19 protein-coding genes and 1 pseudogene are annotated in these 17765 nt (G+C 34.6%); 3 read left to right on the top strand and 17 right to left on the bottom strand.

The window, feature by feature from the left end; genetic code table 11:
• Nucleotides 1–31: 31 nt before the first annotated feature.
• The 6 genes from JFT95_RS07735 to JFT95_RS07710 all read right to left on the bottom strand — a co-directional run bounded on the left by JFT95_RS07735 (nt 32) and on the right by JFT95_RS07710 (nt 3963).
• Nucleotides 32–1087, bottom strand: a complete 1056-nt coding sequence (locus JFT95_RS07735) for an LLM class flavin-dependent oxidoreductase (protein WP_098635389.1) — start codon at nt 1085–1087, stop codon at nt 32–34.
• 16 nt (nt 1088–1103) lie between these two features.
• On the bottom strand, nt 1104–2045 hold the full coding sequence (locus tag JFT95_RS07730; RefSeq protein ID WP_201051871.1) for a ring-cleaving dioxygenase: 942 nt from the start codon (nt 2043–2045) through the stop codon (nt 1104–1106).
• A gap of 30 nt (nt 2046–2075) precedes the next feature.
• On the bottom strand, nt 2076–2540 hold the full coding sequence (locus tag JFT95_RS07725) for a MarR family winged helix-turn-helix transcriptional regulator (RefSeq protein WP_151304642.1): 465 nt from the start codon (nt 2538–2540) through the stop codon (nt 2076–2078).
• Between the two features lie 101 nt (nt 2541–2641).
• Nucleotides 2642–2965, bottom strand: a complete 324-nt coding sequence (locus JFT95_RS07720; protein WP_242487600.1) for a carboxymuconolactone decarboxylase family protein — start codon at nt 2963–2965, stop codon at nt 2642–2644.
• Nucleotides 2962–3372: a tautomerase family protein gene (locus tag JFT95_RS07715; protein ID WP_201051867.1), complete on the bottom strand. Its 411-nt coding sequence runs from the start codon at nt 3370–3372 to the stop codon at nt 2962–2964. Before JFT95_RS07715 ends, JFT95_RS07720 begins: the two co-directional genes overlap by 4 nt.
• A 45-nt stretch (nt 3373–3417) precedes the next feature.
• Nucleotides 3418–3963, bottom strand: a complete 546-nt coding sequence (locus tag JFT95_RS07710) for a DUF4865 family protein (protein WP_201051865.1) — start codon at nt 3961–3963, stop codon at nt 3418–3420.
• Between the two features lie 120 nt (nt 3964–4083).
• On the opposite strand from JFT95_RS07710, the gene JFT95_RS07705 reads away from it, so the two are divergent.
• Nucleotides 4084–4872, top strand: coding sequence for a LysR family transcriptional regulator (locus JFT95_RS07705; RefSeq protein ID WP_201051863.1), 789 nt, complete (start codon nt 4084–4086; stop codon nt 4870–4872).
• Between the two features lie 164 nt (nt 4873–5036).
• Here the strand turns inward: JFT95_RS07705 and JFT95_RS07700 are convergent, their stop codons facing one another.
• The 7 genes from JFT95_RS07700 to JFT95_RS07670 form a co-directional block, all read right to left on the bottom strand.
• Complete coding sequence (locus tag JFT95_RS07700) at nt 5037–5990, bottom strand: branched-chain amino acid ABC transporter permease (protein ID WP_078178804.1); 954 nt, start codon at nt 5988–5990, stop codon at nt 5037–5039.
• Between the two features lie 49 nt (nt 5991–6039).
• Nucleotides 6040–6900, bottom strand: a complete 861-nt coding sequence (locus JFT95_RS07695; protein WP_002141340.1) for a branched-chain amino acid ABC transporter permease — start codon at nt 6898–6900, stop codon at nt 6040–6042.
• Nucleotides 6901–6921: 21 nt separating this feature from the next.
• Nucleotides 6922–7623 carry a branched-chain amino acid ABC transporter ATP-binding protein gene (locus tag JFT95_RS07690; protein ID WP_002086200.1) on the bottom strand — a complete coding sequence of 234 codons (702 nt, stop codon included), beginning with the start codon at nt 7621–7623 and terminating at the stop codon, nt 6922–6924.
• Nucleotides 7601–8374, bottom strand: a complete 774-nt coding sequence (locus JFT95_RS07685) for an ABC transporter ATP-binding protein (RefSeq protein WP_201051861.1) — start codon at nt 8372–8374, stop codon at nt 7601–7603. Before JFT95_RS07685 ends, JFT95_RS07690 begins: the two co-directional genes overlap by 23 nt.
• Before the next feature lie 91 nt (nt 8375–8465).
• On the bottom strand, nt 8466–9683 hold the full coding sequence (locus JFT95_RS07680; protein WP_201051859.1) for a substrate-binding domain-containing protein: 1218 nt from the start codon (nt 9681–9683) through the stop codon (nt 8466–8468).
• A gap of 297 nt (nt 9684–9980) precedes the next feature.
• Nucleotides 9981–10898, bottom strand: coding sequence for a CobW family GTP-binding protein (locus JFT95_RS07675; RefSeq protein ID WP_201051858.1), 918 nt, complete (start codon nt 10896–10898; stop codon nt 9981–9983).
• 117 nt (nt 10899–11015) lie between these two features.
• Nucleotides 11016–12452 (bottom strand): flavin monoamine oxidase family protein, encoded by a 1437-nt coding sequence (locus JFT95_RS07670; protein WP_201051856.1) that lies wholly within the window; start codon nt 12450–12452, stop codon nt 11016–11018.
• A 200-nt stretch (nt 12453–12652) separates the two neighbouring features.
• Here JFT95_RS07670 and JFT95_RS07665 point away from each other — a divergent pair, with 200 nt between their 5' ends.
• Complete coding sequence (locus tag JFT95_RS07665; RefSeq protein WP_002012312.1) at nt 12653–13597, top strand: L-lactate dehydrogenase; 945 nt, start codon at nt 12653–12655, stop codon at nt 13595–13597.
• A gap of 112 nt (nt 13598–13709) precedes the next feature.
• The gene (locus JFT95_RS07660) at nt 13710–13994 is read left to right on the top strand and encodes a YesK family protein (RefSeq protein WP_201051855.1); all 285 of its coding nucleotides are present in this window, start codon (nt 13710–13712) and stop codon (nt 13992–13994) included.
• A gap of 46 nt (nt 13995–14040) precedes the next feature.
• Here JFT95_RS07660 and JFT95_RS07655 read toward each other — a convergent pair whose 3' ends face one another.
• The 4 genes and pseudogenes from JFT95_RS07655 to tnpA all read right to left on the bottom strand — a co-directional run bounded on the left by JFT95_RS07655 (nt 14041) and on the right by tnpA (nt 17603).
• Nucleotides 14041–15060, bottom strand: a complete 1020-nt coding sequence (locus tag JFT95_RS07655; protein WP_201032991.1) for an AI-2E family transporter — start codon at nt 15058–15060, stop codon at nt 14041–14043.
• A 271-nt stretch (nt 15061–15331) separates the two neighbouring features.
• Nucleotides 15332–15466 (bottom strand): hypothetical protein, encoded by a 135-nt coding sequence (locus JFT95_RS29870; protein ID WP_002086208.1) that lies wholly within the window; start codon nt 15464–15466, stop codon nt 15332–15334.
• Nucleotides 15467–15808: 342 nt separating this feature from the next.
• Nucleotides 15809–17163 (bottom strand): annotated as a pseudogene (locus tag JFT95_RS07650) (RNA-guided endonuclease TnpB family protein).
• A gap of 35 nt (nt 17164–17198) precedes the next feature.
• Nucleotides 17199–17603: an IS200/IS605 family transposase gene (gene tnpA, locus JFT95_RS07645; RefSeq protein ID WP_002031793.1), complete on the bottom strand. Its 405-nt coding sequence runs from the start codon at nt 17601–17603 to the stop codon at nt 17199–17201.
• Nucleotides 17604–17765: the final 162 nt, after the last annotated feature.

Below are 17765 nucleotides of genomic sequence, written 5' to 3'. Positions count from 1 at the left end.
AGAATAGATTATACTCCCGGTACTTTTTTCATTATTTCGTTGTATATTTTCTAACAGCCGGCATAATTTCAGTAGCAATTAATTCAATGTTTTTCTCAATCTTATCAAATGGTACACCGCCAAAATCAATCTGTGCCATAAAACGTTGCTGTCCAAATAATTCATATTGATAAAGCATTTTTTCAATAATTTGTTGCGGGCTACCAATCATTAACGCATCACGGTGATCTACTGCGTTAGTAAATTGTTGTTTTGGATACCCACCACCGCGTAGCGCAAGCATACCAGCATTAATATGAGGATAATATTCACTAAGTGCATCTTGTGAATTTTCTGCTGTATAAAATAAACTTGTTGTTGCAATTGGTAATGTTGCTGGGTCAAAACCACTTTGCTCAGCTGCTTCACGATATGCATCAACCGAAACTTTAAAATTAACAGCTGGGCCACCAAGTGTCGTAAGCATCATTGGTACACCTGCGCGTCCTGCCTTAATTGCACTAGCAGGTGGCCCTCCAACAGCACGCCAAATTGGCATATTGTTATTTTTAGCTCTCGGTATAATTGCCGCATGTTCAAGTGGCGTTCTAAACTGCCCTTTCCATGTTACACTTTCTTCTTTATTTATTTTTAATAAAAGATCCATCTTCTCTTCAAATAGTTCTTCATAATAATTTACATCGTAACCAAGTAAACTATATCCCCCAATACGAGATCCACGACCAGCAACGATTTCAGCACGACCACTAGAAATTAAATCAATTGTGGCAAAATCCTCATATACACGAACCGGATCTGACGTGCTTAATACTGTTGCGGAACTCGCGATTTTAATGTTTTTCGTAGCTTGTGCAATAGCTCCTAAAATAACTGTATGAGCTTGCGTTGTAAAATGCGCTTGATGACTTTCACCGACAGCAAACACATCAATTCCAGCTTCATCTGCTAACTTAGCTGTTTCAATTAGTTCATGAATTCTTTTTTCTGCACTTATTTTCGAGCCATCATGCGGATTTAAAATATGATCTCCAATTGAATATAATCCAAATTCAATTCCCTTACTTGTATCAATACGGTATTTTTCCATAGTTGCTCTCTCCCTTTTAATAAAGCGGTATTAATTTCTCTTCAATCTCTTTTCTTCTCTCTTCTAAAAATGGTGGTAAATCCAGCTCTTTTCCTAATTCTTCAACTGTTGAATCTACTGTAAATCCTGGGCCATCCGTCGCAATCTCAAATAAAATGCCATTTGACTCACGGAAATATAAACTTTTAAAATAAAAGCGATCGATAATCCCTTTTGATTGGAACCCTTTATCTTTCACCGCTTCATTCCAATAACTCAGTTCTTCATCATTTTTCACACGAATAGCTAAATGATGAATACTTCCTTTTCCTGGTCTTTCACTCTCTCCATCTTGCTGTTTCACCAAAATTTCTCCAAAAGATTGACCATCAATAGATTGATAAATCCCCTCATCGTCTGAACGAGATACTTCTTTATAACTAAACAAACCTGTTAATGTTTTTGATAATTTATTTAAACTGCGCACTGTCATTTCAACTGTTCCCATGCCTAAAATACGATGATTCTGCTCTACAGAAGATTCATCCCATGCAGTCCAATATTCAGGCACCTCTTCATCTTTATTATTTAACAGCACTAACCGTAGACCATCTGGATCTTCAAAGTGCAGTGCGTCTCTTCCGGCGTAAGTTGTAATTTCCCCATGCGCCACCTGGAGTGACTCAAAACGTCTCTTCCAAAATGTAAGACTTTCTATTGAAGGTACGAGCAAGCTTATTTGTGTTATTGCATTTGTACCACGGATTGTTCTACCTACATTCGGCATTTCAAAAAATGATAATTCAGTTCCGGCACTCCCTGTTAAATCACCATAAAACAAATGATACATAAATGGATTATCTTGATTGACTGTCTTTTTCACCCGGCGTAATCCTAAAACATCTCGATAAAAATTATTATTCGTTTTCGCATTTTTAGTCACCATAGAAATGTGTTGATGTCCTGGAATTGTATACATAAAACTTCCTCCTCTTTATCACTTGATTAGTCAATTGATTAAGTAAAAAAAATTACTCATTCGGTAATTCTTTTTTTCACTATGCTTATGAACTTTTGACATCAACTCGTATAGTATTTTCTGCTCTTCTTCATTTAATACATCATCAAAAAATGATGATTGAAATGCAAGTTGCTCTGGCAATGCTCTTTCTAAAGCCGCTTCCCCTTGCTCTGTAAGACTAATTGTTTTCGTTTTCCAATCTTGTTTTCGTATAATATATCCTTCTTTTTCAAGACGTGTTAACATTCGAGAAATACCGCCTTGTGTAACGGTAACCTTTTCTGCTAACTCCATTTGTGTTAATGGCTGATAAGTCCGTATTTGCAAAAGCACATCAAATTGGGCTGTTGTTAAATCAAAACGTTTTAAAAACTCATTTGACATTTGATTACTTTGGTTCGTAAATCGTATTAAACGTAGCCATATTAACGATCCTATCGTATTTTCACGCATGTTTCATCACTTCCTAGCGTTGATCTTACTATCACTTTACCACTCAAGTGATAGTAATGCAAGTAGAAATATGTTAAAAATACCTCCCAAAATCATTATTCTTAACTTTCCATTTCATTCATTGCTATATTTAAAGCTGCCACAGCTTTTGGCCAACCAACGTAAAAAGCCATATGTGTTATTAATGCAACTAATTCATTCTCCATTATCCCATTTTGTTTAGCTAGCTTCAGATGAAATGATAATTGTTCTGTATTACTAAGACTGATTAGCGCCGACAATGTACATAAGCTTCTTTCTCTTAATGTTAAAGCGGCATCCCGCCACACTTCCTCAAATAATATATCTTCACTATAATGAGAAAATACAGGTGCTATTTCTCTCATTTTCTTTGGAATATAAAATTCAATTGGTTCATTCATCATTTTGCTCCCTTCATTTTTACCAATTGTGCCATCCCTTGACCAAATGACCAGTTTTCAGCAGCTGTCTCATGTAATGTAATAAAAATGTCAGTAACTTTCACGTTGGAACATTCCGAAACTTCAAAGGATATAGATTGATACAAACCTTTTTTCTGTTGTACTGTTCTTCCAGGTCCACATGTAATAGAAACATGAATCATATTCTCAGTTCTCATTTCTCCTCTTTCCAACAAATAATATGGATTATACAAAAATTGATTTCCTTGATAAGGTAAAAATATTTGAAAATAATCATTTTCAGGGATGTTAAAATGTTCAATTAATGAAAGATGGATACATTCACCTATCTTTTTCAACTCCTCTTTATTTACTATATCTTCATGATAATAAACGTTCACAAAAGGCATACATTTTCATTCCTTTTTCTTAATTTAGCATTCAATAACATATCCTCATGAAATATGTAAAATCTCATAAATAGTAACATCGTCCATTACATCTATTTCAGGATTTTCCTTATAAAAACTGAATTGACTATATCCCCACTTATCCGGATTATAAACTATTACATTTCCTAAACATTTTTCTATGTTTTGCACATTTTCATTTACTTTATTTAATTGCGTCCCAATCAGCGATTTACTTTGAGAAATACTCCCTGCATATTCAACAGCATATCTACTTTTTCTAAAATCATTACTTAAATTAACAACTAATGGAACACCTATATTTATTGGTTGCCACCCAAACGATTGCAAAATATTATCGTAATACCCTTCGAATATAAATTTGTTCATCCCTTCATGACCATTCCACATATATAAAGGTGCATAACAGTTATAGAAATTCCCATCCTTACCTGTCTCAGTAATTAAATAAGCCTTAAAATTTAGTTCTTGAAAACCATCAGTTTTAAACCCATTATCCTTTACCCTTTTTTTAATAATCTCCATGTCATAATCCTTTGGTAAAATGACCTTATATTGCATACCAATCATGTTTATCACTCACTTTCGATCTTATATACATAATGATAAACCGATGATCGGCTGACGTAAAATAGGTATAAATTATGTTTGATATCATTTATAATGATACCGTATAAGGGGCTGAAATGAATGGAAATAAATGATCTTATTATATTTAAAACTGTAGCTAACGAAGGATCTATTAGTAAAGCTGCTAAAGAGCTAGGCTATGTACAACCAAATGTAACTGAGCGAATCAAAAAATTAGAACAAGAATTAGAAACACCTTTACTACATAGAGATAACAAAGGTGTCTCCCTGTTACCTTCTGGTGACATTTTATTAGACTACACGAATAAAATATTAGCTCTTTTAGAAGAAGCGAAAGATGAAATTAAAACAAGTGCTTCTTCTTATGTAATAGCGACGTCACAATCTATTTTGACTAATTATTTAAGTATGCGTATTAAAGAAAATTTCAGGAATTATCAAATATATATAGAAAGTAGTAGCCATTTACAAAAACTACTACAGCAACAAAAAGTTGATATGGTCATAAGTTATGAGGATTATCCCGACGCAGCGTTTAAAAAAGTATTCACCACTTCAATTTCTGTAGGCTTATTAAAAGCGAAAGAACAGTGTAACATTGACTTTTCAAAAGAACTTTTCTTTGTTAGTAACGATAAAAAGTGCCCTTTTAGAAATATGACAATACAATTTCTAAAAGAAAACAATCTATCTCAGCATCAACTTCAACAGTTAGATTCTTATTCGCTTATTGAAGAGTTTATTGTTGAGGGAAATGGGATAGCTTTTTTACCGATTAGAAATGATAAATTAGTTCCAGTTGAAAATGTCGCGGTTGAAAAACTACCTATTAACTTCTTTACAACTCGAGACTTAGATAAAGTGATTCCAGGTGAACTATTTAATTAATAAAGAGGCTACACTTGTCGTATTTTACGGGTAAATAGATATCCCTTTTCGAATCGCTAATATAACTTCATATACTATCGTACGGCCTAATAAAATAAAAAGGGATGTTACCTAGTTAATATGTTTAACTACTAGGACATCCCTTTTCATCTTGAAGACTTATTTTACACGTTCTGTTCCACCCCTGTGCTCTTCTCCTTCTTATCCCTTTTAAAATTCTTCAACTTCTTAACTGTTCCAACTAACCCTTTCGGAAAAACTAGTAGCACGATAATGTATAATAAACCAAGAATGATCGTCCATCGTTCAAAAATCGGATATTCCGTCGCTAATTCGGATAAATAATATTTCAATGATTCAATAATCCCAGCTCCAGCGATTGCTCCGATTAAAGTTCCAACTCCCCCAATCATTGTCATCAATAATGCATTTAATGTCATTTCAATTGAAAATACAGTTGTATTAACAAAGCGTAAAGTGATAACAAATAAACCACCGCTAATCGCTGCAACTACTCCTGCAACAACACTAGCAATAATTTTATAATGAAGAACTTTATAGCCAAGTGCCTCAACTCGTTGTTCATTTTGTGAAATCGCCTTTAACACTTTCCCAATTGAAGATTTTGTGAAAAGACGTAACAAAATGAAAATACTGATTAGACATATAAATGTTATATAATAAAATGTAAAACGATCACGGAATATATCTGGTACACGAAATGTAAATCCATCTCCTCCATGAGTCAGTGAACGCCATTTTTCAGCAAGTACAAAAAACAGCTGGGAAATAGCGAGCGTTAACATTGCATAAAAATGACTTTTCAGCCGTAAAGAAAGCAAACCGATTATATAACTAACGATGGCTGATACAATAATTGCGGCTGCTATTCCTATAAAAAAGTTTGTGATAGACACCCCTTGTCGATCAAATAAAAGTGCTACCCCATACGCCCCTATACCAAAGAACATACAATGACCGAATGAAACAATACCTGTATATCCAAGGAGAACATCAAAACTCATAGCGAAAATAGCAAAGATGAAGATTTGAGTGAACAAAATTAACAAGCTCCGTGAATCATTTACGAATGGAAATACACTTAAACAAATGAGCATAAATACTCCGAAGTATACTTTAATTCGATTCGATGTGCTGTTCACCATTTCACCCCTTTTCACCAACAAGTCCCGTTGGCTTCACTATTAAGAAAAATAGTAACATTAACATATTAATTGCAAGAGATAAATCTGGCAAAAAATACGCTGTAAAAGCACCGGCTAATCCGACAATTAAAGATGCTAGCGCTGAACCTTGTACGCTACCTAATCCGCCAATAATAACTACTATAAAAGCTAAAATTGCGTACTGCATACCCATCTCAGCAAAAATAACTCCTGAATATGGTGCTAGTAGAAAACCACCTAACGCCGCCATCCCTGCTCCTAATAAAAAAACAAACGAGAATATCGCTTTTACGTTAATTCCGAGAGCTTGAACCATCTCTTTATCCATTACACCAGCGCGAATCATAAGTCCTATCTTTGTTTTTTTCAGCAGCAATAGTAAAGCGATGTAAATTAGTATCCCAACTAAAATAACGAATAGGCGATATTTTATTAAGATAACTCCTCCAAATGTAAAACTGCCTTGAAGCCATAACGGTAATTTTGCAGCAATTGGATTAGGACCCCAAAATATTTTGATGCACTCGCTAAGAACGAGCATTCCTCCGAGTGTCACGAGAAGCTGCCGCACATGGTTTCCATACACTGGTCTAATAAGAAATCTTTCTAAAATGAAACCGAGGAACATACCCATAGCGACTGCCCCAATTAGCGCTAATAAATAACTATCTGTCATATTAAATAACCAAACGCCTGTAAATGCTCCCCATGCAAATAAACCTCCATGCGCAAAATTTAGTACGCTCATTAAACCGAAAATAAGTGATAGACCGGACGCTAATAAAAAAATAAGCATCCCTGTCGAAACGCCATTTACAAATAAATTGATTAACACATCCATCCTTCTCACCCCGGATTCATGTTAAGAGATTCCTAAATATTTGTGACACATTTCCTTATCCTCTTTTAATTCATGCATAAAACCGTTATGAACAATTCTTCCGTTATCCATAATATAAAAGTAATCACCAATTTGACTAGCCATCATAAAGTTTTGTTCAACGAGTAAAACTGTTGTTTTCTCTTTCATTTTCAAAATGGCTATCATTAATTTTTCTATCATAATGGGCGACAAGCCTTTACTCGGCTCATCAATAAGTAATAAACCATCACTATTAATAAATGCTCTTGAAATTGCTAGCATTTGCTTTTGCCCTCCGCTTAAGAGTCCGCTTTTTTTGTGCCAAAATTGCTTTAAATCTGGAAATAATTCAAGCATCCAGTCTATTTTTTCTTCCGCTTCTTCTCCCTTCCCACTAGCAAGAGCGAATGTTTCTTCTACTGTCAGGTCGTGAAAAATACCTTGATTTTCTGGTACATACCCTATTCCTTTCCTTGAAATTAAATGTGTAGATAATCCATTTACTTGTGTACTATCATAATAAATTTCACCATGTGCGATATGGTGAAATCCCATAACCGAACGTAATGTCGTAGTCTTCCCTGCCCCATTTCTTCCAAACAGTACAGTAATCGTTCCTTTCTCAACAGTAAGAGATACCCCTTGTAAAATATGAAACTGATCTAAATACGTCTCTATATTATTCACTTGTAGTAGTGCCACTATATAATCCCCCTAAATAAGCACTTTGTACTCGCTCGTCTTTCATCATTTCTTCTGGCAATCCTTCAGCCAATAACTCCCCATGAAATAAAACGATAAGATGATCTGATAAATCTAGCACCATATCCATTTTGTGTTCGATAAGTACGATTGTGCTCTCTGGATTCTTTTTAATATTTTCGATTACTTGTAATATAGCCGGAACTTCCTCAACAGAAATACCTGCTGTCGGCTCATCAAGTAGTAACACATCCGTTTTTAAAGCTAATAACATCGCAAGCTCTAACTTTCGTTTTTCCCCATGCGCTAGATCTTTCGCTAATACATGTTCTTTCTCGTGAAGTAATACTGTTTTTAAGAAACGTCTCGCCTCTCCAACTTGTTGCTTAAATTTTGCCGAACTCGGAAAAATACTATAGTAATCTTGCACAAATGATTGAACACTTAAACGAACATTTTCAAGTACCGTTAACTCTGGGAATATATTTGTAAGTTGAAAAGAACGACCAATTCCTAATCGAGTACGATCCGAAATTGATAAATTTGTAATCTCTTGTCCTTTAAAATATACTTCACCCTTTGTTGGAGAAATTTGTCCACTTAGTAAATTGAATAGCGTTGTCTTTCCTGCACCATTTGGTCCAATAATTGAAATGAGCTTTCCTTTTTGTACTGTTAAATTCACATCCTTAATAACATGATGCTCGCCAAAAGATACGCAAAGATTTTTCGTTTCTAGCAAATGTGTCACGAAATCCCTCCCTTTAAAGCTTTAAGTATGAAAGAAATACGTATAAAGAGGGTGTACTCCCTCTTTATACAAAAACAACAGAAAATTCAATCTATTTATTTTGAACTTGGGGTTCTGTCTCTTTCATCGTTAATTCTCGCTCTAATACTGGCACCGGATAATCAACACCATCTTGCTTTTTCAATGTGATAGAATAAAGTGTCTGCATCGCTTGATGATCCTTCTCTCTAAATTTCATCTTTCCTTTCGGTGTATCAAATTCCATTCCTTCCATTTTCTTAATCAATGTATCTACATCTGTATCACCTTTTGTTTTCTTTAAAGCTTCTACAATTGAAATTGCCGCTGACATTCCTCCTGCTGTAAATAAATCTGGCACCGCACCATTAAATCGTTTTTTATGTTCTTCAACTAACCAATCATTCACCTTATTTTTCGGAAGTGTGTGATAATAAACAGAAAAACCTTGCATTCCTACTAACGCATCCATCGTTTTTAATGCCGGTATATCTGGTGCACCGGTAGAAATTTTAATACCCTGCGCTTCCACATTCATATCTTTTAACTGTTTCCAAGGTGAATTCGCACCTGCCCAAACGATAAATAAATAATCTGGTTTTGAGCTAATAATATTTTGAATATTTGCAGTGAAATCAGTTGAATTCGTATCCGCGTATTGCTCGTTTACAATATTCGCACCTAATTTCTTTGCTCCCGCTTTAAATGCTGCAATCCCTTCACGACCGAAAGCATTATCTGGAGCAAACGTCGCAATCTTTACATCTTTTTTAGCAATTGAGGCAGCCCCAGCAATCGCATCTTGCGAAGAGTTTCTTCCTGTTCTAAAAATATATTTATTCCAGTTCTTCCCGGTAATACTATCAGCAACTGCCGGTTCTACAACCATAATTTTTTCATATTCTTCAGCTAGTGGTAAAACTGCTAATGTATCACTTGAACTAGATGATCCGACTAAAAAATCAACCTTCTCTTCTTCTAATAATTTCGTAGCTTTCTTAACCGCTACATCGGCTTTCGTTTCCGTATCTTCTACAACAAACTTAATCTTCTTCCCTTCCACTTTCCCAGTTCCACCAGTTGCATAATCTAACCCTAATTCAAACCCGTTCACTGTTTGTTTTCCATACGATTCCAATGGACCTGTTAACGAAGCAAGAACCCCTACCTTAATCGTTTTTTCATCTTCTGTACTTGTCTTCTTTCCCGAACAAGCTACTGTTACTAATAATGACCCTAAAACACAACCAGTAACCACCGTTCTTAGCCATTTACGTTTTTTTATCGACATTGTGATCCTCCCCATACTTTACTTTCTGATAGAATCAAACACGCCAAATTCCCCTGTCCGTAATCATGACTTTAAAATTGGTAATGGAAAACTCTTGTAGTAACCTCTACATTCGGCACAAATCTATAATCACCTTCCTATTAAATGGAAACGGACATACAATCAATATATATTCCGTTGTTCAAATGAAATTACTGTTTCATTACAGTAATCATCACGCAAAAAGCTGCAAATAATTAACTTAATTCATTAAGTCAATTATTTGCAGCTTACCTAAAAAATGATTAGAAAAACCGATTAATTATCTTCGACTTTCTCTAACCCCTCAACCAATTGCTTCTTATCTAATCCTTCCCCTATTACTACCAAATTTGTCGGGAAACCGAAGTCTTGTTCCAGTAAGGTTGGTACGCCAAATGAATATTGGAATAAGTGAGGGTATTTATCTCCATGGAATTTCACAAATCCTTTTACGCGATAAATACTATCTGGTAAATTCGAAAGCCATTCATATAATTTATCTTGATCAATCGATTTCGTAAATTGATACGTCATCGTTTGTATATGTAAATGCTGTTTGACATGTAGTGTCTCATGTTCTCCATCTCTCACAAATTCAGCTTCTTCTATATCTTTTAAAGATATATTACAATACTTTGTTTCAAACAATTTCGCATGATTATTTATTGCCTTTACGTCTTCAAGTACTTTGTTCTTATCCGAATCTGTTAATAAATCTGATTTATTAATAAGAATATGACTTCCATATTTCATTTGCTCATGTAATAGCTGTTGTACATTTGCACTTAATATACTTCGGTTTAACCATCTTACTGCATCTAATACGACTACTATAGATTTCACTTCAAGGAAAGGAGCTAAAATTGGTGATACACATGCATCTAACACTTCAATTGGATGTGCGACACCTGTTGTTTCTATATAAATTACATCTGGTCTTTCTTGTTGATATAAAGAATGTAATTGAATTTCAAGCTCTTCTTTTAACGTACAACAAATACATCCTTTCAGCAGTTCCCTTAACACATTCTCTTTTCCAATAATATCTGTATCTACCGAGTATTCACCGATTTCATTCATCAAAACTGCAACTTTTCGATTTTTCTTCTTTTCTGCTAATAATAAATTTTGCAGCAATGTTGATTTTCCGCTACCTAAAAAACCACCTAATATATGAATTTCTACTTTACTCATTCGACCGACCATCCATTTCTCTACTTCAAATTCCTTCAAAGCGTAATTATTACGATTTATATTTATCATTTTATTAAAAGAATACCTATTTGTAAACAAAACTGCTAGATTATCGTTTCATTTTCCATTCACTTCATGAGCAACTCTAATTCCAGACTCGATTGCTCCTTGCATCCATCCATGTGTTAATGTCGTATGTTCTCCTGCAAAGTGCACTCTACCCGCTGGCGGCGTAATATATGGAAACAATTCAAGCTCTTGCCCTGGTTCAAAAGCTGTAAATGCTCCGCAAGAATACGGATTTTGACTCCAGCTAAAAGATTCTCCCGCAACATACTCACTATAAACCACAATTCCATATATTTGCGCTAAATTTTTCAACGCATAACGAATACGTTCTCTATTCGAGAGACTATCCCACGTTAACGCCTCATCTGCCCACGTATAACTCACTAAAACGATAGCCGCCCCTGGTGTATGAATGCCGTAGCTCGGATAATATGTAAAGCGGATAGGTAAATCTGTAATTGACTTACCACCATATTGTCCTGCTCTTTCCCAAAATCTACTTTTAAACTCTATCGCAATTTTAGTTGAAGCAATATAATTTAATTCACGAATTGCCCGCCTTTTATAATAAGAGAATAAATGATATGGCTGAACTTCTACAAATCGCAAAGCTGAAAATGGAATTGTGACAATAGCGATGTCACCAGTTACTATAAATGAATTTAACGTTTGTTCATGTGTTACTTGCATCATTACTTTATTATCTTCCTGTATAATTTTTTCTACTTTATACGGCATAAAAATATTATCCTTTAGCTCTGGTAAAAATGAATTTGGTAATGCATCCATCCCGCCCGTTATCTCATAATATTTCGTCGTTGAAGTGAAAAAGATCATTTCGCGTAATACTTCAATTAAGGACATTCCCATGTATGCTTCCATATCAAGAAGTACTCCGATCATATCTATTGCCCCATCTGAATAATACTCGGTTAAAAATGAACCGAGCGAATATGTTTTATACTTTTTTTCAACAATAATCCAGTTTTTATCCGGATCTTTCTTAATATAATTAAGTATCGATTCCAATACCCCTAACATTAACCCTTCTGCTGTTTTCCCTCTTTCTTTATCTAAAACTGGATATCCAAGTACACTTGGATCCTTTTCAAACACATCCAATCTCGTTCTTTTGTTATTCGTATAAATTATATCTGAAGAAGTTTTATTAATAAAAAGGTTTAACGGTAGTTTAAATTTACGAATGTAGGCTAAAGTTAAATCATGAGTATCCGGAATACGCATAGGACCTGCGTTAAAATATAATCCTGCACTAAATGGTTCCCGAATCGTATACACCCTGCCACCTATTCTGTTATTTGCTTCTATAATCGTTACCTCGTGCCCAGCCTCTTTTAATAAAGATGCTGCAACTAATCCAGACATCCCTGCACCGGCAATTGTAATCCGTTTGGGGTTATTTGTTTTGGCGAGCCCCTCGTGAATAATTTGAAGCATTTTTTCCATCGATAATGGATTCCCCATGCCAATTCCCCTTTTACGAAGGATTTTACTGAATTATATTCGTTTAACAGAATTCCTATGTTTCATTCAAGTAATTGAGCGGATACATTTTCAATTACTTGAATATCTTTTATAAAATGTAATAAAATAGATATGAAACTATAGAAGTAAGACGTATTATCTTACATAATAAAATTAATGAAATAGCGAGGAATTTTGAAATGAAAAAAGGTATTAACCGTGTTGTATTAGTAGGAACAGGAGCAGTTGGATGTAGCTATGCTTACTGCATGATTAACCAAGCTGTAGCTGAAGAATTTGTTTTAGTTGATGTAAATGAAGCAAAAGCTGAAGGAGAAGCAATGGACTTAAGCCATGCCGTTCCTTTCGCACCAGCTCCAACAAAGGTTTGGAAAGGTAGTTATGAAGATTGTAAAGACGCAGACCTTGTTGTAATTACAGCTGGATTGCCACAAAAGCCAGGTGAAACACGCTTAGATTTAGTTGAGAAAAACGCTAAAATTTTCAAGCAAATTGTTCGTAGCATTATGGATAGTGGATTTGACGGTATCTTCTTAATCGCAACAAACCCTGTAGATATTTTAACTTACGTAACTTGGAAAGAATCTGGATTACCGAAAGAACGCGTAATCGGTTCTGGTACAACTCTTGACTCAGCTCGTTTCCGCTATATGTTAGGTGAGTACTTCGATATTGGACCTCATAACATTCACGCTTATATTATCGGAGAGCATGGTGATACAGAACTTCCGGTGTGGAGTCACGTATCAATTGGTATTCAAAAACTACAAACGCTTCTTGAAAAAGACAACACATATAACCAAAAAGATTTAGATGATATTTTCGTAAACGTTCGTGATGCAGCTTATCACATTATTGAACGAAAAGGTGCTACATACTACGGCATCGGCATGTCACTTTTACGTGTTACGAAAGCAATCTTAAGCAATGAAAACAGCGTATTAACTGTATCAGCATATCTTGAAGGTCAATACGGCCAACAAGATGTTTATATCGGCGTACCTGCTGTTTTAAACCGCGGCGGTGTTCGTGAAATTTTAGAAGTTGAACTAAGTGAAGAGGAAGAATTAAAATTCGATCACTCTGTTCAAGTGTTGAAAGAAACAATGGCTCCTGTTCTTTAATCATATTTTTCAATCAAAAAAGCAATCCGATTTATATTGGATTGCTTTTTTATATTTTTATAGTTCCCCCTCAATTTAAACGGTAATATTATCTATAAAAAGAGGTGATTTCATGAATGATTCTTTGACGATTGCAATCCTCTTACTAGCTGTAGCATCCTTAATACTTTTCCTCTTCTTAATCATCAGAACGCTATTCCCAACTAAAAAATATGATAAGAATCTCGGATTGATTCTAATTATTTTAAGCTTGTTAGCAATACCGATAAGTATCCTCCTTGTAGGAGGATGGGCAGGTATGGGAGTTGGTGTAATCGCAGTCCTTATTTTTGCTGCTGTTATTATAGCTTTAATTGCAAATACCTTCATTAAACTACCTCCTCCAAAGAAAAAATAATAAATGACCGATGTTTTCATCAAGAGAAAACATCGGTCATTTTCTATCACTTATTATCTTTAATCGGTTCATCATTATTTACATCAAGTACATCTAATAAAAAGATAAAGATTGGAATCCCAATAATAAGCCCCCATATTCCGAGGAAATGCTCTGAAAAGATAAGAATCATAAATGTATAAAAAACAGGTAAATTCGTTTTTGCAGACATAAATTTTGGATTTAATAAATAACTTTCAAGAGCGTGGATTACTGTAATGAACACTAGTATGTAAACAACATACACAACCCCGCCGACGTTATAGGCAATGATACAAAGTGGAAACAAGGAAATAATAACACCAGCAACTGGAATCAAGCCGAGTAGAAAGACCATGACAGCCAATACAAGAAGCTGTGGAAATCCTAAAATGACAAGTGCAATTACAGTGAGCACACAATTTACAACTGCAATTAAAAACTGTGCTTCAATCACTTTTCCGAACGATCTTGCAAACCTTTCACCGAAATATGCAATCTCCTCATAAAAAATTTTCAGCTTACTATCTTTAAATTTCGAAGTAAATGCTATAATGCGTTCTTTTTCTAATAAGAAAAATAAGCTTAAAATAAGAGAAAGTAGTATTTGTAAACTGACTTTTCCTATGTTTGCTATCGATTGATAAATGACATCTACACCTTGTTCGATATATTTCGATACTTCCATTCCATTAATTGTCGAAAGTGCATATTTAATTATCTCGTTATCAGGTGGGTTTTGAAAAAACAATTTAAATTGATAAATTAATTGTGAAATTTGTATCGTTAGTACAGGCAAATATTTATATAGTGTAGTTACAATAAACGTCACTAACACAATATATAAACAAGCAATAACCACTTTCCTATTTACTTTCAATTTTTTTGAAATAAACTTTTGAAATCGATCCATCAAAAACGTGAGAATAAACGTAATTAATATTAAATTAATCATACTTTTTAATCCATATAATACAAGCACTAATATTATTAAAACGAGAAACCGTTGAAACCCTCTACTTCGAAAGAAATTTTTCACTTCATTCATTAAAAATTAACCTCCCCTTCAATGGATGGAAATTGAATATATTACATTTTATGAACTTCTATAGACAATCTTTCTTACTAATTGGAAAGAATCCTTTTTTCTTTTTTATTGTCGGATTTTTTTATCTAATACTTTTCTAAAAACTACTTTATCAACTCTATATTTTATGAGAACGTCTATTTTTAGACTGTTGCTCCTTAGTAGATTTTTCATATTGAAAAAAGAGAGTTATCTATCACTTAACTCTCTAGAAAAATGCTAAATGAAAAGCTTAATTATTTCTTTTTTGCATTTGCTTCGCTAACAATTCCTTCACTTGGTTATACGTTAACCCTGAATTTTTGTTTAAACGCTTTACTTCCTCGACATCAGTACCTACCACTGTATATTTTTTCTCATCACTCATATTTCCACTTCCTTTTTCACCAGATCATTTCTTATATTTCTTCCCTAAACTCTTGTCAACTACCCCCACTGAGATGAAGCGTTTCAGTGGGGGCTTGAGTTAGAACGCTAGGTCTTTTCGTCTATCGCTAGACAGTTTGACGCTCTAGAATTCATGCCACCTTACAGTAACACCCCAAGTAAGTTTTTGGTTGGTACTAGAAACGAACAATCGTTTCCCCACTTGCACCACCCTTTCGAAAAAGAGCAGTTCTTCCTTATAGAAGAAGCCACCACTCAGATGAATCCGGCGTGTGCTACAAGCCCCGACAAGTCGAGTACACATGGATGGTTGACGCACCCACTAAGCTATGCACAAAGCAACAGCCTTACGTTTTTGCACTTTTAATAGAATCGGCGTTTTTACTTTGAGATTGTCATCCAATTCTACAACTTTTGATTTTTGCAATGTATTCAACGCACCATTAATATCAGCGTGAATACATTTTCCTGATTTACTTTGATACATTCCACGAGTGATTCGTTTGCCACTAAAGCGATAATGCATCCTGTCTTCCTTAGACCAAACTGGAACCCTATCTTTGTCAAGAAAACTAGCTTTTGAAGTATAGCTTTCTTCTTGTTTCAAAAATCGGATGCCTTCTTTTACACATTTATTCTCAATTGCTGCAATCAGTTTATGAAATGGGATTTGAACAAATTTTTGGTTATTCTTTTTTCCCATATCAGATTTTTGTTTCCAACCAGTGTTATACCCTACGACAACCGTATCTATACTGAATGCTTTCACTTTTTTGAACAACAAACCTACAGTTTGTGAAATGTAACCATTTATTTGTCTTTCTCGTTTATGCCAAAGTGCAGCCATTTTGTTCGTTACAACTCGTTTTGAAAGTCCATTTTCCACATTTTTCAGTTGCAGATTACGTATCATTTTGTTGAAGTACTGGTTAATGGATTTAAGTTTTTTTCCATCAATTAAAAATGTGTCACCTGTATTTGTTGCGCAACTTACTAATCTGTCTACACCTAAATCGCAACTCAAAGCGTTACTAGTAGTCGTGGATTGCTTCTTCATTTGAGAAACGTGCATCTCATATGTATAATGCACCTCAAAGAACCGACCTTTTTGCTTGGGTACAATCTCAATGTAGAAAATTTTTTTATTTCTTAAATTTTTAGGCATACGTATTTTAATGGAACCGAATTTTTTCTGAATGCCACATTCATCGGAATCATCCAATACCCGTTATCATCCACTTTTGGAACTTGATAGATTTCAATGATTCGTTTGTCCGTTGAACCAGAATAATTCGGAAACCTAGGACGGCCTGTGAATGTTTCCGGTTTTTTCTTCCACTGTTCCCATGCTTTAAAAAAGCTTTTTACTTCTGTAAATAAGGCTCTACGAATCGCTTGAACAGAGTTTGATTGGACGCCCGAGTAGTTCATATCGGCTTGCATGGCAGTGTCCACTTCTTTTACAGTAGTCATCTTGTTATTATTCAAATAACTTTGTTTAATTGTGTATAATCCAACATTTCGCAACGCTTTTGAACTATGTGACATGCGTTGCAGTAAACGAAATTCTTTCGCAGTAAGGCAAGCTCGTCCGATATTCTGTTTCTGAGTGAAGCGTTGCATGTTTTCTCTTTTCTTTTGTTTACGTAATACTTTCACTGCTTTCTTTCTACCCATTGTTTTCACCACCTTTCTCAGGGGGTTCATTAAAATCATTTCATTCCTTGTGATTCAATGTACTTACGGATAGAACCTATAGGTGCACCGCCCGTTGTTAAAAGACAATAACTTCGAGACCAAAACATTTCTTTCCATAGATCATGTTTTATCTTAGGAAAATCTCGTTTCACGAAACGAGAACTAACACTTTTGTAACTGTTAATCGCTTTTGACAAATCAATGTTTGGAACTGAACGGAACAAAACGTGAACATGGTCTTCATCGTGATTCCATTCTTCTACAGTAATTCCTTTTGGCTCAAGCAACCGAATGAAGTGCTCTTTCAGATAATCTGAAATTTCATCGTTCATCACTTTTTTACGGTATTTAATAACCAAAACTAAATGATAGTAGAGTAAGAACACTGAATGATTATTATTATCTAATTTCGTTGTCATATATATTGTCTCCTTATCTACGACTAATTATATCGCAAGACGCAAAAGAAACAAATATTCGCTCTTTAAAAAATTGTTATGAACGAAACAAAAGAGTTCAGCCTACCTTCTGACGGCAATTCATCTCCACCTGAATTGTTGGGTTTCACCCGTAACACAAAT

This window comes from Bacillus sp. TH17, assembly GCF_016651125.1.
Classification (GTDB): domain Bacteria; phylum Bacillota; class Bacilli; order Bacillales; family Bacillaceae_G; genus Bacillus_A; species Bacillus_A mycoides.
This window is presented reverse-complemented; position numbering and strand designations above follow the sequence as displayed.

Excerpts from the sequence above, each read along its gene's own strand:
- JFT95_RS07660 (WP_201051855.1), top strand. The coding sequence starts at position 13,710 with ATGAATGATTCTTTGACGATTGCAATCCTCTTACTAGCTGTAGCATCC.
- tnpA (WP_002031793.1), bottom strand. The coding sequence starts at position 17,603 with ATGACAACGAAATTAGATAATAATAATCATTCAGTGTTCTTACTCTAC.
- JFT95_RS07675 (WP_201051858.1), bottom strand. The coding sequence starts at position 10,898 with ATGAGTAAAGTAGAAATTCATATATTAGGTGGTTTTTTAGGTAGCGGA.
- JFT95_RS07655 (WP_201032991.1), bottom strand. The coding sequence starts at position 15,060 with ATGAATGAAGTGAAAAATTTCTTTCGAAGTAGAGGGTTTCAACGGTTT.
- JFT95_RS29870 (WP_002086208.1), bottom strand. The coding sequence starts at position 15,466 with ATGAGTGATGAGAAAAAATATACAGTGGTAGGTACTGATGTCGAGGAA.
- JFT95_RS07680 (WP_201051859.1), bottom strand. The coding sequence starts at position 9,683 with ATGTCGATAAAAAAACGTAAATGGCTAAGAACGGTGGTTACTGGTTGT.
- JFT95_RS07670 (WP_201051856.1), bottom strand. The coding sequence starts at position 12,452 with ATGGGGAATCCATTATCGATGGAAAAAATGCTTCAAATTATTCACGAG.
- JFT95_RS07710 (WP_201051865.1), bottom strand. The coding sequence starts at position 3,963 with ATGATTGGTATGCAATATAAGGTCATTTTACCAAAGGATTATGACATG.
- JFT95_RS07735 (WP_098635389.1), bottom strand. The coding sequence starts at position 1,087 with ATGGAAAAATACCGTATTGATACAAGTAAGGGAATTGAATTTGGATTA.
- JFT95_RS07700 (WP_078178804.1), bottom strand. The coding sequence starts at position 5,990 with ATGCTCATTTGTTTAAGTGTATTTCCATTCGTAAATGATTCACGGAGC.
- JFT95_RS07725 (WP_151304642.1), bottom strand. The coding sequence starts at position 2,540 with ATGCGTGAAAATACGATAGGATCGTTAATATGGCTACGTTTAATACGA.
- JFT95_RS07715 (WP_201051867.1), bottom strand. The coding sequence starts at position 3,372 with ATGCCTTTTGTGAACGTTTATTATCATGAAGATATAGTAAATAAAGAG.
- JFT95_RS07730 (WP_201051871.1), bottom strand. The coding sequence starts at position 2,045 with ATGTATACAATTCCAGGACATCAACACATTTCTATGGTGACTAAAAAT.
- JFT95_RS07695 (WP_002141340.1), bottom strand. The coding sequence starts at position 6,900 with ATGGATGTGTTAATCAATTTATTTGTAAATGGCGTTTCGACAGGGATG.
- JFT95_RS07720 (WP_242487600.1), bottom strand. The coding sequence starts at position 2,965 with ATGATGAATGAACCAATTGAATTTTATATTCCAAAGAAAATGAGAGAA.
- JFT95_RS07665 (WP_002012312.1), top strand. The coding sequence starts at position 12,653 with ATGAAAAAAGGTATTAACCGTGTTGTATTAGTAGGAACAGGAGCAGTT.
- JFT95_RS07705 (WP_201051863.1), top strand. The coding sequence starts at position 4,084 with ATGGAAATAAATGATCTTATTATATTTAAAACTGTAGCTAACGAAGGA.